Consider the following 19,768-nt stretch of genomic DNA (forward strand, 5'->3'; position numbering starts at 1 on the left):
TTTAGTTTTGAGTTGAACGTACAAATATAAATCGAGGTCACCGCAGGATGGCTCCGGGCAACGCCTTGCCATCCGGGGTCAGCAGTTCCACGGCCATCATCGTGCCGTCGCCTTTGGGATTGGTGTAGCGCCAGATGATTTTTTTCTCTCGGGATAGCTCAAGTAATCCGCAGCCTTCGCCGCTTTTGTTGTACGCCTGATAGCAGCCGGTCACGATATTGCCGTTGGGCAGGAGGTGCATGCCGGTCATGTTGCTAACCAACGCACCTTCCAATTCCTTGTTGGTGCATTCCCAGACCTTGTTGCCTTTGGCGTCCCACTCGATGATCTGTTCGAGGCTGGCGACCAGCGTAGTGCCCTTGGGCGTGCGAATGGCGGAGAAGGCCAGTTTTCCGGGGGCCTTGATTTCCTGCACCACATCGCCTTTTGGGGTGTATTCCTTGACGATCCTGGCGCCGGAGTGGCACACGAGGTAATTGCCGTTATCCAGTTTCCGAACCATCCGCAGGTTGTGATGATTACCGATTTGAGTTGGCGAAGTCTGCAAGGTGAACACCGCTTTGCCGGAAGGATCCACTTCCAGCACGCGACCGGTGGAATTTTCGCCAATCAGGGTGTTGCCGTTAGCCAGGCGCTGGCAGGCAAAGGTGCCGCCGCCTTTTTGTTCCGCCGCCTTGTATTCAAACACCACTTTCTTTGCCAAGGTGACTTCAGTGACCGAAGCGCCATCGGCAAACAGGATGTTGCCGTTGGCGAGCATCCAAACGTCATGAGTCAGTTTGGTGGGGTATTGCCATTCCATTTCGCCCGAGGGCGAGAGGATCATGATTTTATTGCTACCGGCGGCCAGGATTTTACCCGCCGGTGTACCGGTAATGAGCGCAGCAGAACCGGGCAGGCAAGTGAATGCCACGAGACCTGTCAAGAAGCTGCGAGCCGTCCATCGCATGAGGTTGTCAGTCTTCAATTTGGTGTTGCCAATCAGAGTTTTAGTCTTCAACGGCGACGCGGAACCCGACATCATAGACGCGCTGCCACGCCGGATAATCCTGCCGCCAACTGGCGCGGGCTTCCTTCGGACGGGAGGCCCAGGAGCCGCCGCGTACCACTTTGCGTCCAGTGGAAGTGGCGTCGTTGCTGGCCAACTCCGGCGAGTAGGGGTAGGGGCGGTAATTGTCCAAGGTCCATTCGGCAACATTACCGATCATGTCATTTAGTCCCCAGACATTGGCTTTGTAGCGGCCCACTTCAGCCAAGTGCAACACCCCGTCGTTGAAGCGCGCGTCCTTGGGAACGAAATCCCAGAACTTATCGGGGTTTTTGATCGGTTGCGGATTCACGCCGGTGACAGCCAGTTGACTGATGCTGGCATCGGCCAGATTGGCAAACGAACTGAAGTCCGTGTCGGTGGTGCCATAGAAGAATTGGGAATCCGTGCCACCCCGGCAAGCCCATTCCCATTGTGCTTCGGTGGGCAGGGTGACTTTGCGACCGGTTTTTGCGGAGAGCCATTTGCAGAAGGCCATGGCCTGCTGCCAGGAAACACGGATGACCGGCAATTGCGGAGAATCCATCAGGTAGCCCGGTTTGACCTGGTCTTTGTAATGCATGTCGTAATACCCGTTGTGATGCGCCGGATCGAACATCATGTATTGTTGCAGAGTGATTTCGGTGGTGCCCAAGTAGTATGGTTTGGCGATCTTCACCTTGGCCATTGGATATTCGTTGACATCGCCGTTCACATCTCCCATGCCGAACTCACCCGACGGGATCTTTTTCAGCGTGATTTTTACTCCGCCACCCAGGTCCAGTTGACTATCCACCGCGCTCAGCGTGGATTGCATTTGCTGCGCTTTGCCGGGCGGCAGCGGCCAGTTCGCCACGGTGACTTTGGCGGGCTTGGGCGGCATGGGTGCGGGCTTTACAAACGCCGGACGCGGCTTGAATGGCGGCAGGGTTTCAATGTCCTCTTCCACGCCGGCATACTGTTTTTTGCAATCGAAACGGCGTTTTTCGAAGTCCTTCGGAATAGATCGGTTTTCACTAAAGGCGCCGAAAGCAGGAACATTCAAGTCAATCCAAGTGATCAACCGATCCCACCCATCGTCGTCCATTTTTACATTATGGTGCCCCTTGCGCAGCATTTGCACCAGGATGCTGGTGTCAGCGTGAAATTCAAGCGGGGTCAAGACGTGATAGTCACCCTCGGGACCGTTACGCCGCACGAATGGATGCAATTCGACATAGGACTTGGGCAGACTGGTGATGCCATGGCTCGTCTGGACGACATTGGTCTCAGAAAAATTAGGCAGACTGGCGAACTGGCCTTTGCCGTCATGGCAGCCTACGCAATATTTATCCAGCACGGGTTGCACTTCGCGCAGGTAGCTAAAGCCGCGTTTGGGACCACGCCACGGGGTGGGATGCACCGGATCGCGCGTGGATGCCCGGGCATTGCCCAGCATGGAGGATTGATTTTGCTTTTCGTGACAACCCACACAGGACACCTTTTCTCCCGGCATCCCGACCAACCAACTGCGTTGCTGCTGCATCGCCTTGCCTTCCGCGTCCAACGGTTGAAGTGCCACGGGAGTGTTGGCCGGGATGTAGAAATTGGCTGAACCATCGGGGTTTACCGGCACCGTGCCAATGATGCGGCGGGCATCCCATGGGCCTTCCATGCCCATGACGTAGTGGCCGCCCATGTTGCGATAGGAATATTCATATTGGAATACCCGCAAGCTCTTGACGGTGCCGGGCGGTACGCCGCGCAAGCCTTCGCCGGCATAGATATCCTGCAGAAAAACCGAGGCGAACTTGTCATTCAGGTTGACCCGGTCGGGGATGGTGGGCGGGCGCGAACTTTGGCGCAGCGGGGTGGGTTCAAGCAACGCATATCCCGCCTCTTCCTTGATCAGCGTCATGTTGTCATAGATGTCCACCAGGTAGATACCCCAATTCGCGTTTTGGGAGGGCTTGCAGGAGACGATGAAATGCTTGTCGCTGATCGGGAAAGGATGCAGGAACTTTGGCCAGGAGGCATCCACCAGCGTATCCTTGATGATGCTCTTAAACGGCTGGTTGTAACCCGGTATTTTTTGAACCACGCCGCTGTCTTCCTGCCGGCCTTTGTTCGCATCGAATATGAACAGCTCTCCAGCACGCGCGGTGCCGTGATGGCCGGTTACAATCCCAACAAATTTGCTAGAACTGCCCGGTAGCGGACGCGCATAAAAACAGGAGTTCGGCCAATACGAATTGCTGCCGTAAAGTTCCACCTGGCCGGTGCCATCCGGGTTCATGGTCATCAGCACCCGACTGAAATAGTGAGCGGAATCCGTGTATTCCCAGCGCAGGTACATGACCCGGCCATTGGGCAGCATGACCGGGTACCAGTCATTATCCTGATCAAAACAGAGGCGCCGCACACCCGTGCCGTCCGGCTTCATGATGAACAAATTGCCGACGTGATCTGCGCCGCCGACGCAAGGCACGCCTTGGAACGTGGCGGAAGAATCATAGATGATACGCCCGTCCGGCAGGTACATGGCATCGTAGTTATCCACGTCTTCTTCCTCGCCTTTGGAAACCTGGCGCAGCCCGGTGCCGTCCACCTTCATTTCAAAAACCTGCCAGCGATTCTTGGTGCCGATGGATGAGAATAACAGTTTATCAGCGTCGAAATTCAGATCCACGTCACCCACAAAGTAATTTTCCTTGGGCTTATAGACCGTCTGTAATTTGGCCTTGGCATCCTTGAAGGCCAGGGTGGTCAATTCGTTTTCGATTCGCGGATTCATGCTCGAATTGCCCTGCCAGTTTTGTGGCAGACCCAGGTTGCCTTGCTTGCGTTTGATGACCAGTAATTTATCGAAATCCAACAGTGGGTTTTCCAAAAGCGCGGTACGGGACAAGGCCACGAATTCCTGGCAACGTTTGACGGCCTGGCGTTCTCCCGCCTGCAACGCGGTCTTGATGGCGGGCAGATCCTTCTCGAGTGCCTGAATGGTGGCGAGGTATTTGGCACCGTTTTTATATTTATCTGCGTAGGTTTTCGTCAGGTCTTCCACCGACAGCCGGAGGGCGGGGAGGTTGATCTCATTGACCTGGGTGAGCGCATGATCAAAACCATCGGCTTCGCGCGCCACTTCGAGGAACAAATTCAGCCAGGCCGGGTTTTCAGCCGGGGTTTTGGCAGCCGCGAGGGCAGTGAGTTTGGTTTGCAGAGCTGTGGATTCCTTCAGGCGTTTCAAGAGACCACCGATAGTGCTTTGTTCAAGGCTGGCATTGCGTTCGGCGCGGAACCATTTGTCGCCCATGTAGTTTTTGAATAAATCCATCTCGTCCGGAAACTGGCTGGTCAGCGGATCAATGATGGCGCTAATCTGGCTGCCGGGAGAGTAAAAGAGGGCGGCATCCCCGGATTGGGCGAATAACTTGATGAGCAGGGCGTTATTTCCGGCATTCAAGTCCACCGTTATCACATCCTGATTGGCATCCGCATTGCGCATGTTGTTCTTGGAAAATACGCTGCGCCCATTTACCCACACCATGAGCCCGTTACGGCTGCCCAAGGTGATTTTGGTTTTGCCAGCTTTTTTGGTGGCCAGTGTCCGGTAAAAATAGCTACTGGTATTGGGGCCGACATTGAGAGTGTTTGCCACCGCATTTTGCATCTGCTTTCGTTCCTCTACCCAGAGTGGCGCGCCTTTGGCGGTCTTGGCATTGAGGTCCACCCCTTTTTCCGGGAACAAGGCATCTTCGAAGCCCTTGGCTTTCATGGCCCCGGTGGTAAACCATTTGGATTCCGAGACGGAGACGCTTTCCTGATAGACTGCACGTTTGGCGATCATGACCGACGCCCAGTTATCGCCGGGGGCGGCGGCGCTCCAAGCGGCGGCGGTCGCAATCACCGATACGATGGTTAGTGCCAAAGTTTTCATATTGTTCGTGTTCATAGTTATCTGTCCTGACATATATTATTCACGCGGGCTTATGCTCGTTGCCATTTCCATTATTGGGGAGCAGGCCGAATCCCAGCCGCTCCGATATCATTGCCGTATGCGCCTTGATCAGCGCGCCCACGCGTGGGAAATCTTCCGCCCGGATACGATCCGTCGGCCCGGTCGTCCATACGGCGGCAATCGGATACCCGTGCCGGTTAAAAATCGGCGCCGCTACGCAATGAATGCCCGTCAACTGTTCCTGCTGATCCAACGCAAAACCCGTTTTAAGCACGGATTCCAATTCACGTTCAAATACTTCGACGCTCGCCAGCGTCCTTTCATTGAAACGAATAAAGGACATTTTTCCGAGGATCGCGCGGCGTTCAGGCTCCGGCAGGTAGGCCAGGATTGCTTTGCCCGGCGCGGCGGTATGGATGGGCAACCGGCAGCCCAGGTCCACGGAAAATTTAAACGGATGGGTTCCCAATAACTGGCTTAGCACCACCAGTTCGTGGTCCACGATGATGCCCAGCAACACCGTTTCCTTCACCTGATCGCGCAGCTGCTTGAGAATATCCAGGGAAGTGACCACCAAATCATCATCGCCCAGCGCGCGGTTGCCCATGGCGATTAACTTGCGGCTGAGCCGGAGCGCCTTGGTTTCCTCGTCCCGCACTAGATACCCGTATTCCAACAACGTCATGGTTACCCGATAGACGCTGGTTTTGGAGTAACGGAGTTGGGCGGCGATTTCGCTCTGCTGTAATCCCTGGGGAAAATCCATCAGGTATTCCATGATCATCAGTCCGCGTTCCAGGTTGGGCACCTTGTAACGCGAGGCGGCGCTGGCTTTTTTCGGCCCGGCGGCGACAACGACTTTGAGCACAGGTTTCACAGGTAAATCAGTGATTCGCCAGTAAAATTCACCAAATTCAGGCTAACCGTCAAGCAGGAAAATGAATTAATTTCAGATTTCAAATCCCGCCGGGGTTTGCAAAGCTCAGGGCATGTCGCGGGACGATTTATTCAAAACCCAAACACCATTGGAACCGGGCATCATCACATGAGTTTGAGTTCTTTTTCGATGTAGGCGAGGGTTTCAGGGCGGATATTCCTCCAGGCCGAGGACCCCGAATCGGGCCTTACCCTCGACCCGCCCAGCACGGCTCCCAGTCCGGATTTGTTGCTGGCTGCCCGGAAATATTTGGCGGTGGTGACTCGCGCCCTGGAGCAACTGGGGGAACCTTGCCGTGAGATCGTTGAATTGCGGTATTTCGGCGATTTGAGCTATGACGAAATCGGCGAATGCTTGCAGTTGAACCTGAAAACCGTAAGTTGTTACCGGTTGAGCAAATGCCGGGATAAATTGGAAACGCTGACGCGGGCGATAATTTTACGGGAGAATTCGTCGCGCACTTCCGTCTAATGTAATGAACGATGATTGAAGAACGGCCAGATCAGATGGAGACGCTGCTGAAAGCGTACGCGGAAAAGCGTCGCCAGCAGGCGGGTCCACCTTTGGAACTGCATCCCGCCACGCGGGAGTTGCTGCAGGCGGAGGTGCGCCGTCAGTACCGGCCCAAGACCGCAGGTGCGTCATCTTGGCTGGCCCTGCTGCGACCGTATTGGCCGCGCATCATTTCCGCCGTGGGGATATTCCTTGTCTTGGGTATCATTAGTTATCCGCTCTGGCGCACGGAGAACCGGTTTGGCAACACCGCCTTCCTGGCCAAGCACGAAGTGCCCGCTCCCGGGCCAGTCAAGGCGCCCGCACTTGAACGTGCCCCCAAACCGGCGGCGGAGAAAGTGGCCAAAGAACTGGCGGTCACCCAACCTGCTTTGGATCCTATGCCACCCGCACCATTCTCGCCATCCCGCCCGGCCTCGGAGAGTCTCGTTAAAGCCAAGACCCGGAATGCGCCCGATGCCATGCCCCGGACCGCCATGCCGCCTCCCGCAGTTTCCGCGCCCATGCCCGCTCCCGTTGATACACCGACTGCGGCACCATTCATGGCTGCGACGCCAAATCCGACCTCCCGAAGGCTTGGCGGGGCGATGGCATCGGGTGGCGGTGAAGCTCAGGGGTTGGCTCGTAAACGATCGGCATCACCAGAACCGGCTCAACCCGGTAATGCCCAACCCACTGATCGTGCCGCGAATTATGCCATGGTAGATAAGGATACCTTGGATTCAGCACGGTTGAAACAATCCAAAGCGGAAGCCGCCAAGCCCGTGGTTACCATGAATAAGTTTGCGGCCACGCGTCAATCGGAGCCGGAGTCCATTCAACCCGCCTCCGCAGCTCCAACCGCACCCCGCGCCATGGGAGCAGTGGCGGCCGCCCTCTCGTTAGCCAGGGCGGCCGCCCAAGACCCCGTACCCCAAACTTTTCGTGCGCGTATGGCGGGTACGGCCTCGCCAGTCATGGAACGTTTCACCCTCGAACAACGGGCTGACCGGGTGCGTATTGTGGATGCCGACGGTTCGGTTTATGAGTCTGATCGTCCGCTGGCCACGGCCGCGCTCCGTGCCGATGCCAACGCGCTAAAAGCTGTGAGCAGTACCCGATATCAAAAGGTAACCACGCCACAACCGACCGCCGGTGTTCGTGCGGAGGACGGATCGGTCGCGCTGCCGTCCGCGACTTCCTTCCGCTTGGTGGGGACCAACCAGACGCTTCAACTGCGCGTCGTTATCCTGGGGAAGCTGGTGCCGGTTGCCAACACCACCAACCAGCAGATGCAGGGGCAAATCCAGCTTGGCGAACAGCCCGCCTGTGATTTCCTCGCCACCCCGGTTCCAGTCGCGCCTTGAGGTACCTCGCTTTGTAAAATGAAAATGAAAGGCGAATTGACTTTGATGCACTGATGCATTAGCATCAGATGTATGAGAACGACGTTGGATATTGAAGATGACGTGCTGCAAGCTGCCAGAGAGCTGGCGCAGCGGGAAGGCAGCACGGCGGGTCGGGTCATTTCCACTTTGGCGCGGCGCGGCCTGACTGGCGCGCCCCTGAAGTCCGGAAAAACTACCGGCACGCGCGGTGGTGTACCGTTGTTGGCCTCGCGCGGCGAAGTGGTAACGCTCGAACGCGTTCAGAATTTGATGAACCAGGAAGGGATTTAAGCCATGCGCGCCTTGCTGGATGTGAACGTCATCATCGCATTGTTGGATCCCGACCATGCTTTTCATGAGCGCGCGCATGCGTGGTGGGCGGCGAATCGGAAAGATGGTTGGGCCAGTTGTCCGCTCACGGAAAACGGCGTGGTTCGCATCATGTCTCATCCCGGCTACAGTCAGAAGATGCGGTTCACGCCGGGTGATCTGATTGGCCGGCTTCGCCAGTTCGCCGGTCAGAGCGACCATGAATTCTGGCCGGATGGAATCTCTCTGCGCGACGAAAAAATCTTCACTGCGGAGCGCATTCACAGTTCACGCCAGCTTACCGACCTGTATTTGCTGGCGCTGGCGGTGGAACATCATGGCCGGTTGGTGACCTTTGATCACGGGATTCCGCTTTCCAGCGTGCCTAACGCCAAACCTGCGCATTTGTGTGCCGCGTAAGGGCCAAAGCAACAGATCACTTCTTCCGCGCTTCCTGAACCACGCGCACATAAGCGCTCGACAGCCGGGTCAGTTCGGCCCAATTCGATTCTTTGAGGATTTGGCTGGTCACCAAGGAACCGCCAATGCCCAACGCCGCCGCGCCTGCTTTAAGGAAGTCGGCCGCATTCTCCAGCGTCACGCCACCGGTGGGCACGAGCTTTAGCTGTGGCATCGGCGCACGCAACGCCTTGAGGTAATTCGGACCGAGGTTATCCGCCGGGAAGATTTTGATAAAATCCGCGCCCGCCTCCATGGCCAGGGCGGCTTCGGTGGGCGTGTATGCGCCGAGCATTACCGGGCGATTGGCGGTGCGACCCACTGCCACCACCTCCAGTTTAGTGATGGGGGTTACCAAGAATTCCGCGCCGGCATCTGCCGCTGCGCGGGCCATGGCCCCATTGAGCAATGAGCCCATGCCAATCAGGGCTTTTTGCCCGAAGTGAGCCACCACTTTTTTTAGGGTTTCCACCGGGTTGGGGATGGTCATCGTCAATTCCAGGATGGTGATGCCGCCAGCGACGACGGCTTCACACAGCGGAATGATTTGTTCGGGTTTATCCGTGCGGATCACCGGGATGATGCCCACAAATCCAATATCAGAAATGACAGTAGCTTTAGCTCGCATGGGAGGTAGAGTTTCGATTTCCTGACTGCGCTTTCAAGTTGAAAATAATTCGTACAACCTGAACTCAAGGCGTGGGTTTTGGCTGTGCGGCTTCCCATTCGGTCTTGCTGACCTTCTTCGTTTCGTGCAGGAACACAAACGCGCCACGCTTGTTCGCCACGATGATGTCTGGCAAACCCGTGCCTTTCAGATTCCCGACAGTCACTTGGGTGCCCACGCCGGAGTTGTCGTCCACCAAGTACGGGATGAAATCCACGGATTTGTCTGCTCCACGTACCGTCTTGAACCAATACAGTACTGCCGGCGCGTTGGGGTCCACGTCGCCCTTGGGACCATGCGCCCAGAAGCGTTTGCCGGTGACAATGTCCAATACGCCATCGCCATCCACGTCCACCAATTCGATGGCATGCGGTTGGGTGAAGTGTACTCCGTATTTGTTGTCTTTGGCTTCCTTGCCCATGATCACATGCTGGCGGAATTTGATTTCGCCGTTCTCCCGGTACTGTTCATGCCACACCAAACCGTGCCGATGCGGGTCCAGACAGGTCAACACGTCGTTCAAGCCGTCGCCGTTGAAATCGTAGGCATACATCTGGGCGGCACCTCCGGGAGCCGGGGCGAACGGCACTGGGTGGAAGGTCCACACTGGATCGCCTTCCAATGACTTGGGCTGCTCCCACCACCCATCCTGTTCTAGGAAATCCGCGCGCCCATCCATGTTGATGTCGCCAATGCCAACGCCATGGGTGTACTTATGCCATTTCCCCTTGGGCGAAATCGGGTGGAACTTCCATTGGTTCGTGGGCTGGCTCCAATCCGGCGCCACATAGCCCAGAAACCCGCCGGAGTTGCAGATGATCTCCGGTTTGCCATCGCCGTTGATATCGCCAAACATGGGTGACTCGTTATCCAGCACATCAAATACCTTGTGTTTCACCCACAGCTCGCTGTCGTCGGCGGCTTTTTGATTCTTCGGGTTCTCATACCAGGAAACTTCCTTGCCGGGCAGACCGCAGATGAAGATATCCGGCCAGCCGTCCCCGTTGAAATCGTAAACGAAGGTGATGAAGTTATCCGAGTAATCGTTTTCGTTGCCCAGCGATCCCTTGTAGCCGGGGATGGTTTCCTCGGTGCCGTCCGCCTTTTTCAGTTTCGAGGTTTTGGTGGCAGTGCGGTACTCGTGGCGTTTTTGAAAATCCCCACCCTCGTACCAGAATGGGCCGGCAACCACGTCCATCTTGCCATCATGATTAAAATCCGCGCAGCCCGCACCCTCGGCCCAGAAATGTTTTTCGAGCTGGATTTTTTTGAACGAATGCAAGGTGTAGTCGGCGGCCTGCGCGGTGATTCCCGCAGCCACCAACCCGGCGATAAGGTATCTGGATTGATTCATGCTGGGAGGCATTGTCCACACTCGGCCAAAAAGGTCAAGGAATGGGAAACGGAAAATTAGCCCTTCCACAGCAGACTGAATTCCGAATCTTCAACAGAATCGGTATGGCCTGAGTCATGGCTTGGCGTCAGCCAGTTTCACCGGTTCCAATTCCAAGCCGCATAGCAACGCTTTGCCTTGGATGGGAGTGAGTTTCAAACCAAGCAAGCCGGTGCGGAGAACGGTGAGGGAATACGTCTTTCCCACGACTTTATTCGCCTGGCCTGCCAGTTGGAATATATCCACCCGGTCGAGGGGTTTCAGTGTTTCGGTCGCGGCACGGAAGTTTTTCACTGGTGTCCAAGCCGTGCCGTCATCGGAAACCAGCACTTCATAGCGGGGCTGTCGTTTTTCGCCGCCGAACCATTGGAGGCCGATGCTGCGCACTTCGGCCCTGGGATTCAGGCGGAATTGCAACCACTCATTGGTGCCTCGGGTTGCCCATCGGGTGTCTGGATTGCCATCGATTGCGTGTTGGGCTGGGAAACCTTTCACCGCACTGCTGCACGTAACGGCGGGAATCGTACCATCTTTAGCGAGGCCATCGAGTTGCACTTCTTGCAGGCTGTTCCAGTCATTGTCGGCATTACCATGGCAAAGGACGCGCAGAAATCGCGCCTTGACGGCATCGAAAATAAACGAACCCGTTTCCGCGCCGCTGCTAGTGGCGAGGTCAAAAACGCGCTGGCCCGCTGCTGTGGACGTGGGATCGAGCAGCCAGAGGCGCAATTGGTAATTGCCGGCAGGCAGGTGGACAGGGGCCTTCTTGCTCGCCAGAATCGGTCCCAAATCCATGGAGATGGGCTGATCGGACTCGATGCCACTGCGCCCAATTTCGTCGGCACCCGTGGCACTCACCGGGACTACGAACGGGGTGGCCTTTGTTTCTTCCTCGCCCAAGGTTTGCCAGAGCTGACGCTGGGCGTCGAAATAGAACGTGAAGCGGCCGGAGGATTGGGCGAGTGGATCGTGCGAGGTGGGGCCAAACCGATAGCGCATGGCTTCCAGCCCCAGTTGCTGCCGCAGACGCACGATGTGCGGCAGCCAGCGGGTATTCAGGGAAACAACCAGCCCCTGCTCCCCACGGGTGATGCCGCCAAGCGAACTGAACTTGGCGAACTGTTCAATCAGCGGCTCCGGTCGGCATTCGGCCATCGCGGCACGCGCGGTGGGGAGGTCGCCTTTTTTGAACGCAGTTTGCGCGTCTTGGAAATGGCCGTGGGTTTCAAAAAACGCGCCGATAAAACGCTCCAGACTTTTGAAGTAGTTGACCTGGTCGCGCTGCTCCGGTGTAAGTGCCGCGAACTCCAACAACTCGATGCGCTTCAACCGTTCGCGGCAGCCAGCCACGACTTCGGCGATGTTCGTCAACGGACGGTCAATGAAGTAGTCACTGGTCTCGCGGGCGAACTTGGGTGCGTCGGTCACCCAGCGTTCGAGATACGCACCCATCGTTTCCCGGGCGGTAGCGCCGAACGAATTTGCGGCCATGGCGTCGCACGTCGTGCGCAACGATTCGTTCTGGGTGCGCTCCCAGACCTGCCGGATATGGCTGGCGAAGAACAAATCAAGCGGACGCGTCGTCCAGTGAATGATGCCAAAGCCGCTCGCCTTCGCCTCGGTGAGCTTCGTGTGAAAGTCAGCAAACGGCGTGTACGGACGGCCGATATAGTTGCCATCGTCGTGATGCGCCCAGATTACAGGGATGACCGGGCGATGCACGCCGACTTCCGCCAACTTCTGCCGTTTTTCGGCGGAGCCCAGCTTCGAGTCGTCGTGGAGCACGCCGTAATCCAGCCCAATGAGCGTGACGTGGCGTGGCAGGAATAAATCGGCACCCGGCAGGAATGCGAAGTTCCAGGTGCCCGCCGCCAGTCGTATTCGCTCGTGCCCCAGTTCCTTCAGCGCGCGGTCGAAGGCGCGCGTGATTTTTCCAATGGCGAACAGGTTATGCGAATGCCAAAACTTCGCCGCTTCGGGGGTGCGCGTGATCTCGGCTTGGTACTCCTCCTGCCAGCGGATCGGCATCTCGGTGACTTTCAAATCCATCCACGGCGTGCCGCCATTGCGGAACCAGACCACTAAACACGTGATTTGCGGATAGGCCGTGAGCAACGCTTCCACCTGTGCTTTGTAATAGCGATAGCCTTCGGGGGTGTCGGGATTGGCCAGCCACAGGGTTTGACTGCCTTCGCCACGTACACCGCTCAAACCGCCGGCCTGCGACTGGATGGCGAAGCGCGCGCCCTCCGGCAGCGTCTGGATCAACTCCTGCGGATTGGCTGAACCGGTGTCCACGTCGTCCGCGAAATACACCTCCATCCCGCGCTGTCCGGCATGGGCAAAGACCCCGGCCATTAACTTCTGCGCCGCTTCCGACCGTTGGTCCTCCGGCACCTGTCCCGCATCCGCGCCAAACACGGGCTGTTGGAAAACTTCGCCTCTCCAAAGACGGCGCACATCGTTCACGTGCATCGTGGACCAATCCCGGCCTTTGACGGTGGTGCTCAGATAACCGACAGGCTTTTTCTTCCCGTTAAACTCGAAGCTGACCATGGGGTTGTTCCCGTAGGCATGAACCATGATCGCGTTGTAGCCCATTTTCTGGGATTGGTCCGTCCAGCGGTTCCAATCCGTGAGGTTCCATGTTGAACAGCCGCTCAGAAAATTGTGCCAATCGAAAACCAGGCGATCTGGAACCAACGGAGTATCGAATATTGTCCAAGCGTTGAAGTTAAACGCGGAATGACTGGCTTGGACTGGGAGATTGCCGGAGAGTTGGAATCCGCAGCCCATTTTTTGCAGCAGGGCATATACACCAAACATCAAGCCTTGTTCGCCAGCACCCAGAAGGATACCGGTTTCCCGCTGGGGGGTGCGAATGGAGGCGGCACGATAACTTTCGGGCGACGCGCCAGGGACCAAGGGGACCAACTTGAGCAGATCAGGAGTGCTTTTGGGAGTGCCAAGCCGAATCACCTGGCTGGCCGCTCCCGGTTCGGTGGTAATGGCAAACGATTGCTTTGGGTACAGTTGTCTCAAATAGTGTGCCAGTTCGCTGGCCGCCAGCCGCTCGATGTCCGTGGCTTGGGGAGACAAGACGATGGGGATGTCCGCATGAAGTGGAATTTGGCTTGCCACGATCACCAAGGCCACCAATTGGAACACCAGATTAGTTATTTGTTGCATAGGCATCCGGATTTAAAAACTTCAATGGATTACCGAGGAGAGTGTAAGAAATCGGTTGCTGCTTGGAAAGGGTAAATTCAAGTCGTTATAACATGCAATCGTAATATCCTTAACATTAGTTACTTACCAACCACATGCCCAAACCACTATTCACCGTGGCGGGGCCGGAATTATGCCATCCGAATCGTTCAAAAAATTGTCTCATTTAATACTGGATTGTCCAGGGATCAGGTGATATGTTTTTCAAAAATACTAAGAACGTGTACAAAAATGCACACAGAACTGAATTGAGTGATATGAAAACTCGCCAAATAACTCGAACGGCCTTCACGTTAATTGAATTATTAGTCGTCATTGCCATCATCGCCATTCTGGCGGGATTATTGTTGCCGGCCTTGGCCAACGCCAAGCTCAAGGCCACGGGTGCCAAGTGTCTCTCCAACGCCAAACAACTTTGTCTTGGCTGGATCATGTATGCGGATGACAACGAAAATGAGCTGGTGTTGAATCCTTCCAATGGCGGTGGTACGGTGGCGACAAATCTGGCATGGTCCACCGGTAACATGGGAAATGCGACGGATGCTACAAATGTTCTTGTGATACGCAATGCGCTACTGTATCCTTTCGTTAACAGCACGGAAGTTTATAAGTGCCCGGGTGATAAGCGGAATGTCGTGAGGGATATCCAAATGAACTCGCGGATGGGTGGCGGTGGCAAGACCGGCGATAATAATGTTAATTTCTATATCTTTTTAACTTCTCCGACGATCACCAAACCCTCAGATTTTTGGGTATTTATGGACGAGAATGAGGTCAACGCGAATGACGGGTATTTACGGGTTGATCCCGTTCTCACGTATGACACCGTCACGTGGGGGTCTGGTGGTTTTAATGATTACCCGTCGGTTTACCACGGGGGCGCGGCTGGCTTGTCATTTGCGGATGGCCGCGCCGGCATGCACCGATGGAGGGATGAGCGCACCCTGAAAGCGACCCCAGGTGGTGGACAAAATAACGACACGGTGTGGCTCATGCAGCATGCCACCGAGCAGAAAAACGGGAATTCTTGGCCGTTGCCCAACCCCAATTAACCGTCTGCCGGTTGTCAGTGGTTCACTTGGATTCGTTCGAGGATGGCGTCGCCCATCTCCCGGGTGCCCACTTTGCGGATACCGCTTTCGCCTGGGGCACATATATCCCCGGTGCGGTAACCGTCTTTGATGGTCTGTTCCACCGCCTGTTCCACCGCCAGCGCCGCCTTGTCCATGCCGAAACTGTGATGCAGCATGAGGGCTGCGGATAAAATCTGGGCGATTGGATTCGCCAGGTTTTTACCGGCAATATCCGGGGCGGTGCCACCCGCTGGTTCGTAAAGGCCGAACTGGGTTTGGCCGGACACGGTTCCCAAACTGGCGCTGGGTAGCATCCCCAGGGAGCCGACCAATGCGGCCGCTTCATCGCTCAGGATGTCGCCAAAGGTGTTTTCACAGAGCATCACGTCAAATTGGCTGGGGCGGAGCAGCAATTGCATAGCTCCGTTATCCACGAACATGTGTTCCACTGCCACTTCCGGGTATTGGCGGCTCACGTCCGTCACCACCTGCCGCCAGAGTACCCCGTTTTCGAGCACATTGGCTTTATCTATGCTGGTGAGCCGCTTGCGACGCTGGCTGGCGGCGCGGAACGCCACATGGGCAATTCGCTCAATTTCCGGTGTGGTTGAAACCATGGTATCCACCGCACGCATAAAGCGACGTGCCACTCCACCCGTCTCGGGAACTTGAACCACCTCTTCCATGAATTTCGGTTGGCCAAAGTACAGGCCGGCAGTCAATTCGCGCACCACCAAAATATCAATGCCCCCCTGCTGTCGTTCTGGACGCAGCGGGCATACGTGCGACAAGGCTGCCGGCAAGCGCACCGGGCGCAGGTTGGCAAATAGGCCGAATTCCTTGCGCAAGCGCAGCAGGGCGGCGCGTTCCGGACGCTGATCGGCAGGTACGGTGGGGTCCCGTTGTGGCAGCCCGACGGAGCCAAACAGAATCGCATCCGACTGTTGGCAAAGTTTCAACGTGGCGTCGGGCAAGGCTTTCCCGGCGGCGTCAAAACCAGCCCACCCAACCGGCGCTTCGGTCAGTTCCAACCGGACGGCGAATTTCTGTTCGACGACCCGCAAGGTTTTGATCGCCTCACGCATGACTTCCGGCCCGATACCATCGCCGGCCAACACCGCAATTTTATATGCTCGATTACTCATAAAAAGCGCGGGAGCCTAGAGGGCTTGGGGCAGATTGAAAAGAAAGAAATGTGGTCTTGTTCGGAATTCGGCGGTGGGTGTTGGGACTTAGGCCAGTCATTACACCAACAATAGCGAAGAATCAGGTTGTTCCAGCCATGGTGCTTCCGAAGCTTTTCTGCAAGCTTCAATTCGCCTTATTAGCCGCCGTGGGCGGGAAGTTGGGCGGCATCCAGGCGGGCAGGGACTTGATCTCGTTGCGGGCGCTTTCGGAGACGGGGATGCCCCAGGTTTGGAAGAGGGGCCCGAGGTTTTTGCCGACGGTCTTGGAGAAGCGCACCATCCACTGGTCCCGCTTCTGGTCGTCGCTCTTGGGATGCTGCGCGGGCGGCAAGTCGCGGTATTCGGCAAAGACTTTCTTGAAGGCGTCCCAGCCGAAGCCCTCGCGCAACTGGATGTAGATGACGAGGGCCAGGAAGGGATCGCTCTTCCATTGCTCGTAGGGCGTCCCGGCGGCGAGGTGCTTGCGGATGTTCTTCTGGATATTATCGCTGGAGACGGCCCCATGCCCGCTGCCGGCGGGCAGGCCCACCACCGTCTCCATGATATACAGGGAGAAAATGTTCACGGTGACTTCGCCGGTGCCCTCAAAGGTCCAACTGCCGGATTGATGGTTGTGGCCGAGTTCGTGGAAGTGGCCCCAACTGCCCTTGGTGCTGAGTTTGGCGTAGTCCAGGACGGCTTCCTTGACGTCCAGATGCGTCATGATCGGGTAACCGGAGTGCATGTACCCGACGGAGATCTGCTCATCGCACACCATGCGCTCGGGGCGCTTGCGGTCCGCGCTGGTGCCGGCCAGTTCATCCTCGGCGGCGACGACGCGGTCCCAGTATTTCATCAGGGCCTCGGGGTTGTCGAGGTTGCGGACGACCTCGGAGGGCACGGAGAGAATCACGTGGGGGCATTCCAGTTCGGCCCAGGGCGCGGGGAGGGTGCGCTGGGTGGTTTTCCAATCGGCGTCGCTGGTCTTGCCGAGGATGTAGCGCGGGGCTTCGACGCCGCCGCTGACATGGACGGTGATGACGCCCAGATCGCACTTGCCGGGGACATCAATGTAAAGCGGCCCGCCGAACGCGCTGGCCACGGTGGTGACGGTTTGCTTGAGCGGGCGGCTCAGGGCGACCTCCGGCGCGCGCGACCAGCGGTCCTTGTTCCAAAGATGGTCGGTGTGGCAGCCGATGCGCACTTGAAACTTCTTGCCGGTGGCGCTCTCGGGCACCGTCACGCGGATGACTTCGCCGGGCGCGGCGTACAGGCCGGTGCCGTGCCAGTTGGGGACGGCGGTGTTGATTTCCAGGGCGCGATCCGCGACGCGCTTGGCCGTGGCGGGCACGCTGCCGGGGAAATTCGCGGCGGCGGGATGGGCGCGGACGGCCTCGGGCTCGGCGCGCTGGGCCTCCTGGATTTGCAGGGTGAGGAGGACGCGCGCGAGGGCGTCCTTGGTCTTCAGCGGGTGTTTGCCGGAAGGCAGCAAAGCGGTGGCGGCGCTCGCGGTGATGGCCTTGAGGCGCGGGAGGAAGGTCTGGTCCGTGGGCGGCAACATGCGGGCGGCCTGCGTGATGCTCCAGGCGACTTGGGCGAGGGCGGTCTCGTTGATTTTGGCGAGGGCGTTGGTGTTCAGCAGCGTGGTGAGGGCCAGGCTGGCGTTCACGAGCGGGCTGGGATTGCCATCGGCGGCGAAGCCTTTGGCGGTGGTCTTGCCCGCGAAGCCATCCGCCCAACCCAACCCGGCTGGGAAGAGGACTCGGTTGCCGTGATGTTCCGTGGCGAGGGATTTGCCGGCGTGAATCTGCGCCCAGCCCCAGCCCGTGATGCCGCTGACCCAGCCGCCGCCGTTGGCGATGTACGCGCGCAGGGCGTTTTCCTCGGTCTCGGTGCCCGCGACTTCCGATTCCGCGCAGAGGACTTGCGCCGTCTTCAACTTCTCGGTCCAGCCGGGGCCGTTGAGGAGTTCCACGGTGATGCCGGGCTGTTTGCGGAGCCATTTCTCCAGCCCGCCTGGTTTGCGCAGGGCCACGCGCACGGCGGCGCCGGGACCGGCCGCGCCCCCCGCCCAGCGCAGGGAATTGAGCAGGAGTTTTTCGGTGTCGGCGTGGGTGTCCGGGGTAAAGTAGCCGTCGTGGCCGAAGATGACGACGCGCCCTTTGCCGTGGCGGGCGGCTGCGACGATGGCCACGGAGACGTTGGTGCCTTCCTTGCCGACGACCACGGGAAACGCGCCGGGCCCAAACAGGCAGAGATTCCCCGGCGCTCCGGGCGCGCCGATTTCTTTGACGCCATTGAGCAGGAACGCCAGGTCGCCGGCAGGGGCCTGGGCAAATGCGGCGGTTACCGCAAATGGAACGAGGAGGATCATCTTCCAAGCGGCACAATAACGGCGTAATACTCGTGACATGCCGCGAAATATACCGGGGAAGGTGCCGATTGCAACCCCTTGCTTTTAGCTGCCAGTGATCAAGGCTCGGCGGCGGCAACTTCAGCAGCTACAAATTAGGTGATTTGCGGATGCCGTGGAGGGTAAGTCCAGTTACCGTTAGGGCGCACCCGCTTACGGCAGGCTGGTGTTCGTGCGCCACTGATCGGTAACCGCCCAGAAATTCAAGGGATACACCGACTTGGGATAGGCGATGTACCGGGCGCTGCCGTCGGCAAAGGCGTAATTCGAGCCGCCGCTTTTCCCCGCCTTGCTGCCGTTATGCTTGGACTGATCCACCTCCGTGAAGTCGTTTCCCGCGATGGACTCCAGAAAATCCATGTGCAGGTGCGGCGAACCATTGTCCTTCTCCCCAAACACAATGGTATCCGAGGTCAGGGTGATGCTGGTGCGGCGAAACCCATTGGATGCCGTTAACGCCCCGATCTGGTTAAAGTCCATCGTGTTGTACGTCACCGAAAAATAATCATTGAAGGCGTTGACGATGTAGCTGCGCGGATCGGAATCTCCCCGCAAGGGGCTGCCGGGGTAGGTGGGCGGCGAATTCGGGCCATCGCTGGGGCAGACGAGAATCTTTTCGGTGACGTAATAGGAAAAGAGCCGCGCCGGCCAGGCATTGGGAAACGTGGGGGGCGGGAAGAATTCCTCATTATCATCGTTATACATCACCATGGCAAACCCAAGCTGCCGCAGATCATTGCAACAGGCGATTTTGCGCCCCGCCTCCTTGGCCCGCGCCAGCGCGGGCAACAACAGACCGGCCAGGATGGCGATAATGGCGATCACCACCAGCAGTTCAATCAGGGTGAACGCCTCCGCTACGCGTGACTTGTTTTTATTCATGGTATCCAAACGAGCAACTTAGAATGGACGCTGGGAAACCAGGAAACCTTCAATGTTTTCCAACGACCCGTCGTGGTCTGGCCAAGCGTCCCGCGCCAGGTGTAACCCTGAAGGCGGCGGCAATGGATACGCCATGATCAATCCCGCCACGCATCAAACGTCGGTCTTCCTATCAAAGCGTACATTGACGCAACCCCTGCAGGGTTGATGGGAAAAGGTGGGGCGCATATAAGGGTAGGTTGCTCCCTCTTCGCCCCCGCAACCAACCCTGGCCTGTGGTGACGCAATTCTTTCAGAATTGTTGCACGCACCACCCGCCGCCGCCCAACCCAGCGGGGGATTGAGTCCCTCAATCCGAAGGGGTAAGGCAAATACAGCGTATTTACTGGGTTTTTTG

14 protein-coding genes are annotated in these 19,768 nt (G+C 57.5%); 5 read left to right on the forward strand and 9 right to left on the reverse strand.

All coding sequences use genetic code 11. The annotated features are described in order from the left end of the window. Positions 1–37 precede the first annotated feature (37 nt). The 3 genes from WCO56_15815 to WCO56_15825 are packed head-to-tail and all read right to left on the reverse strand — an operon-like array spanning position 38 to position 5,841. Complete coding sequence (locus WCO56_15815; protein ID MEI7731043.1) at positions 38–1,000, reverse strand: hypothetical protein; 963 nt, start codon at positions 998–1,000, stop codon at positions 38–40. Beyond that, positions 990–4,943, reverse strand: coding sequence for an SUMF1/EgtB/PvdO family nonheme iron enzyme (locus WCO56_15820; protein MEI7731044.1), 3,954 nt, complete (start codon positions 4,941–4,943; stop codon positions 990–992). Before WCO56_15820 ends, WCO56_15815 begins: the two co-directional genes overlap by 11 nt. Positions 4,944–4,983: 40 nt before the next feature. After that, a complete protein-coding gene (locus WCO56_15825; protein MEI7731045.1) occupies positions 4,984–5,841 on the reverse strand; it encodes an IclR family transcriptional regulator in 858 nt (285 codons plus the stop codon). A gap of 315 nt (positions 5,842–6,156) precedes the next feature. Here WCO56_15825 and WCO56_15830 point away from each other — a divergent pair, with 315 nt between their 5' ends. From WCO56_15830 to WCO56_15845, 4 genes are all read left to right on the forward strand, one after another. Further along, the gene (locus tag WCO56_15830; protein MEI7731046.1) at positions 6,157–6,372 is read left to right on the forward strand and encodes a sigma factor-like helix-turn-helix DNA-binding protein; all 216 of its coding nucleotides are present in this window, start codon (positions 6,157–6,159) and stop codon (positions 6,370–6,372) included. An 11-nt stretch (positions 6,373–6,383) separates the two neighbouring features. Next, a complete protein-coding gene (locus WCO56_15835; protein ID MEI7731047.1) occupies positions 6,384–7,760 on the forward strand; it encodes a hypothetical protein in 1,377 nt (458 codons plus the stop codon). Positions 7,761–7,832: 72 nt separating this feature from the next. Next, a complete protein-coding gene (locus WCO56_15840) occupies positions 7,833–8,072 on the forward strand; it encodes a hypothetical protein (protein ID MEI7731048.1) in 240 nt (79 codons plus the stop codon). Positions 8,073–8,075: 3 nt separating this feature from the next. Beyond that, a complete protein-coding gene (locus WCO56_15845) occupies positions 8,076–8,510 on the forward strand; it encodes a TA system VapC family ribonuclease toxin (protein MEI7731049.1) in 435 nt (144 codons plus the stop codon). A gap of 16 nt (positions 8,511–8,526) precedes the next feature. On the opposite strand, the gene WCO56_15850 is transcribed toward WCO56_15845, so the two are convergent. From WCO56_15850 to WCO56_15860, 3 genes are all read right to left on the reverse strand, one after another. Then, positions 8,527–9,177 carry a bifunctional 4-hydroxy-2-oxoglutarate aldolase/2-dehydro-3-deoxy-phosphogluconate aldolase gene (locus WCO56_15850; GenBank protein MEI7731050.1) on the reverse strand — a complete coding sequence of 217 codons (651 nt, stop codon included), beginning with the start codon at positions 9,175–9,177 and terminating at the stop codon, positions 8,527–8,529. A 64-nt stretch (positions 9,178–9,241) separates the two neighbouring features. Continuing rightward, positions 9,242–10,570, reverse strand: coding sequence for a VCBS repeat-containing protein (locus WCO56_15855; protein ID MEI7731051.1), 1,329 nt, complete (start codon positions 10,568–10,570; stop codon positions 9,242–9,244). Between the two features lie 114 nt (positions 10,571–10,684). Further along, positions 10,685–13,798, reverse strand: a complete 3,114-nt coding sequence (locus WCO56_15860; GenBank protein MEI7731052.1) for a discoidin domain-containing protein — start codon at positions 13,796–13,798, stop codon at positions 10,685–10,687. 236 nt (positions 13,799–14,034) lie between these two features. Here WCO56_15860 and WCO56_15865 point away from each other — a divergent pair, with 236 nt between their 5' ends. Further along, positions 14,035–14,889, forward strand: a complete 855-nt coding sequence (locus tag WCO56_15865; protein ID MEI7731053.1) for a type II secretion system protein — start codon at positions 14,035–14,037, stop codon at positions 14,887–14,889. A 14-nt stretch (positions 14,890–14,903) separates the two neighbouring features. On the opposite strand, the gene leuB is transcribed toward WCO56_15865, so the two are convergent. The 3 genes from leuB to WCO56_15880 all read right to left on the reverse strand — a co-directional run bounded on the left by leuB (position 14,904) and on the right by WCO56_15880 (position 19,371). Further along, a complete protein-coding gene (gene leuB / locus WCO56_15870; protein ID MEI7731054.1) occupies positions 14,904–16,055 on the reverse strand; it encodes a 3-isopropylmalate dehydrogenase in 1,152 nt (383 codons plus the stop codon). A 166-nt stretch (positions 16,056–16,221) separates the two neighbouring features. Beyond that, positions 16,222–18,489 (reverse strand): M60 family metallopeptidase, encoded by a 2,268-nt coding sequence (locus tag WCO56_15875; GenBank protein ID MEI7731055.1) that lies wholly within the window; start codon positions 18,487–18,489, stop codon positions 16,222–16,224. Positions 18,490–18,642: 153 nt separating this feature from the next. Continuing rightward, positions 18,643–19,371 carry a type II secretion system protein gene (locus tag WCO56_15880; GenBank protein MEI7731056.1) on the reverse strand — a complete coding sequence of 243 codons (729 nt, stop codon included), beginning with the start codon at positions 19,369–19,371 and terminating at the stop codon, positions 18,643–18,645. Positions 19,372–19,768: the final 397 nt, after the last annotated feature.

Source organism: Verrucomicrobiota bacterium, assembly GCA_037139415.1.
GTDB lineage: Bacteria > Verrucomicrobiota > Verrucomicrobiia > Limisphaerales > Fontisphaeraceae > JBAXGN01.

Bases quoted from the DNA above. Each gene is read 5' to 3' on its own strand.
- WCO56_15840 (MEI7731048.1), top strand. From the start codon at position 7,833: ATGAGAACGACGTTGGATATTGAAGATGACGTGCTGCAAGCTGCCAGA.
- WCO56_15850 (MEI7731050.1), bottom strand. From the start codon at position 9,177: ATGCGAGCTAAAGCTACTGTCATTTCTGATATTGGATTTGTGGGCATC.
- WCO56_15855 (MEI7731051.1), bottom strand. From the start codon at position 10,570: ATGAATCAATCCAGATACCTTATCGCCGGGTTGGTGGCTGCGGGAATC.
- WCO56_15845 (MEI7731049.1), top strand. From the start codon at position 8,076: ATGCGCGCCTTGCTGGATGTGAACGTCATCATCGCATTGTTGGATCCC.
- WCO56_15875 (MEI7731055.1), bottom strand. From the start codon at position 18,489: ATGTCACGAGTATTACGCCGTTATTGTGCCGCTTGGAAGATGATCCTC.
- WCO56_15865 (MEI7731053.1), top strand. From the start codon at position 14,035: ATGTTTTTCAAAAATACTAAGAACGTGTACAAAAATGCACACAGAACT.
- WCO56_15820 (MEI7731044.1), bottom strand. From the start codon at position 4,943: ATGAAAACTTTGGCACTAACCATCGTATCGGTGATTGCGACCGCCGCC.
- WCO56_15880 (MEI7731056.1), bottom strand. From the start codon at position 19,371: ATGAATAAAAACAAGTCACGCGTAGCGGAGGCGTTCACCCTGATTGAA.
- WCO56_15860 (MEI7731052.1), bottom strand. From the start codon at position 13,798: ATGCAACAAATAACTAATCTGGTGTTCCAATTGGTGGCCTTGGTGATC.
- leuB (MEI7731054.1), bottom strand. From the start codon at position 16,055: ATGAGTAATCGAGCATATAAAATTGCGGTGTTGGCCGGCGATGGTATC.
- WCO56_15835 (MEI7731047.1), top strand. From the start codon at position 6,384: ATGATTGAAGAACGGCCAGATCAGATGGAGACGCTGCTGAAAGCGTAC.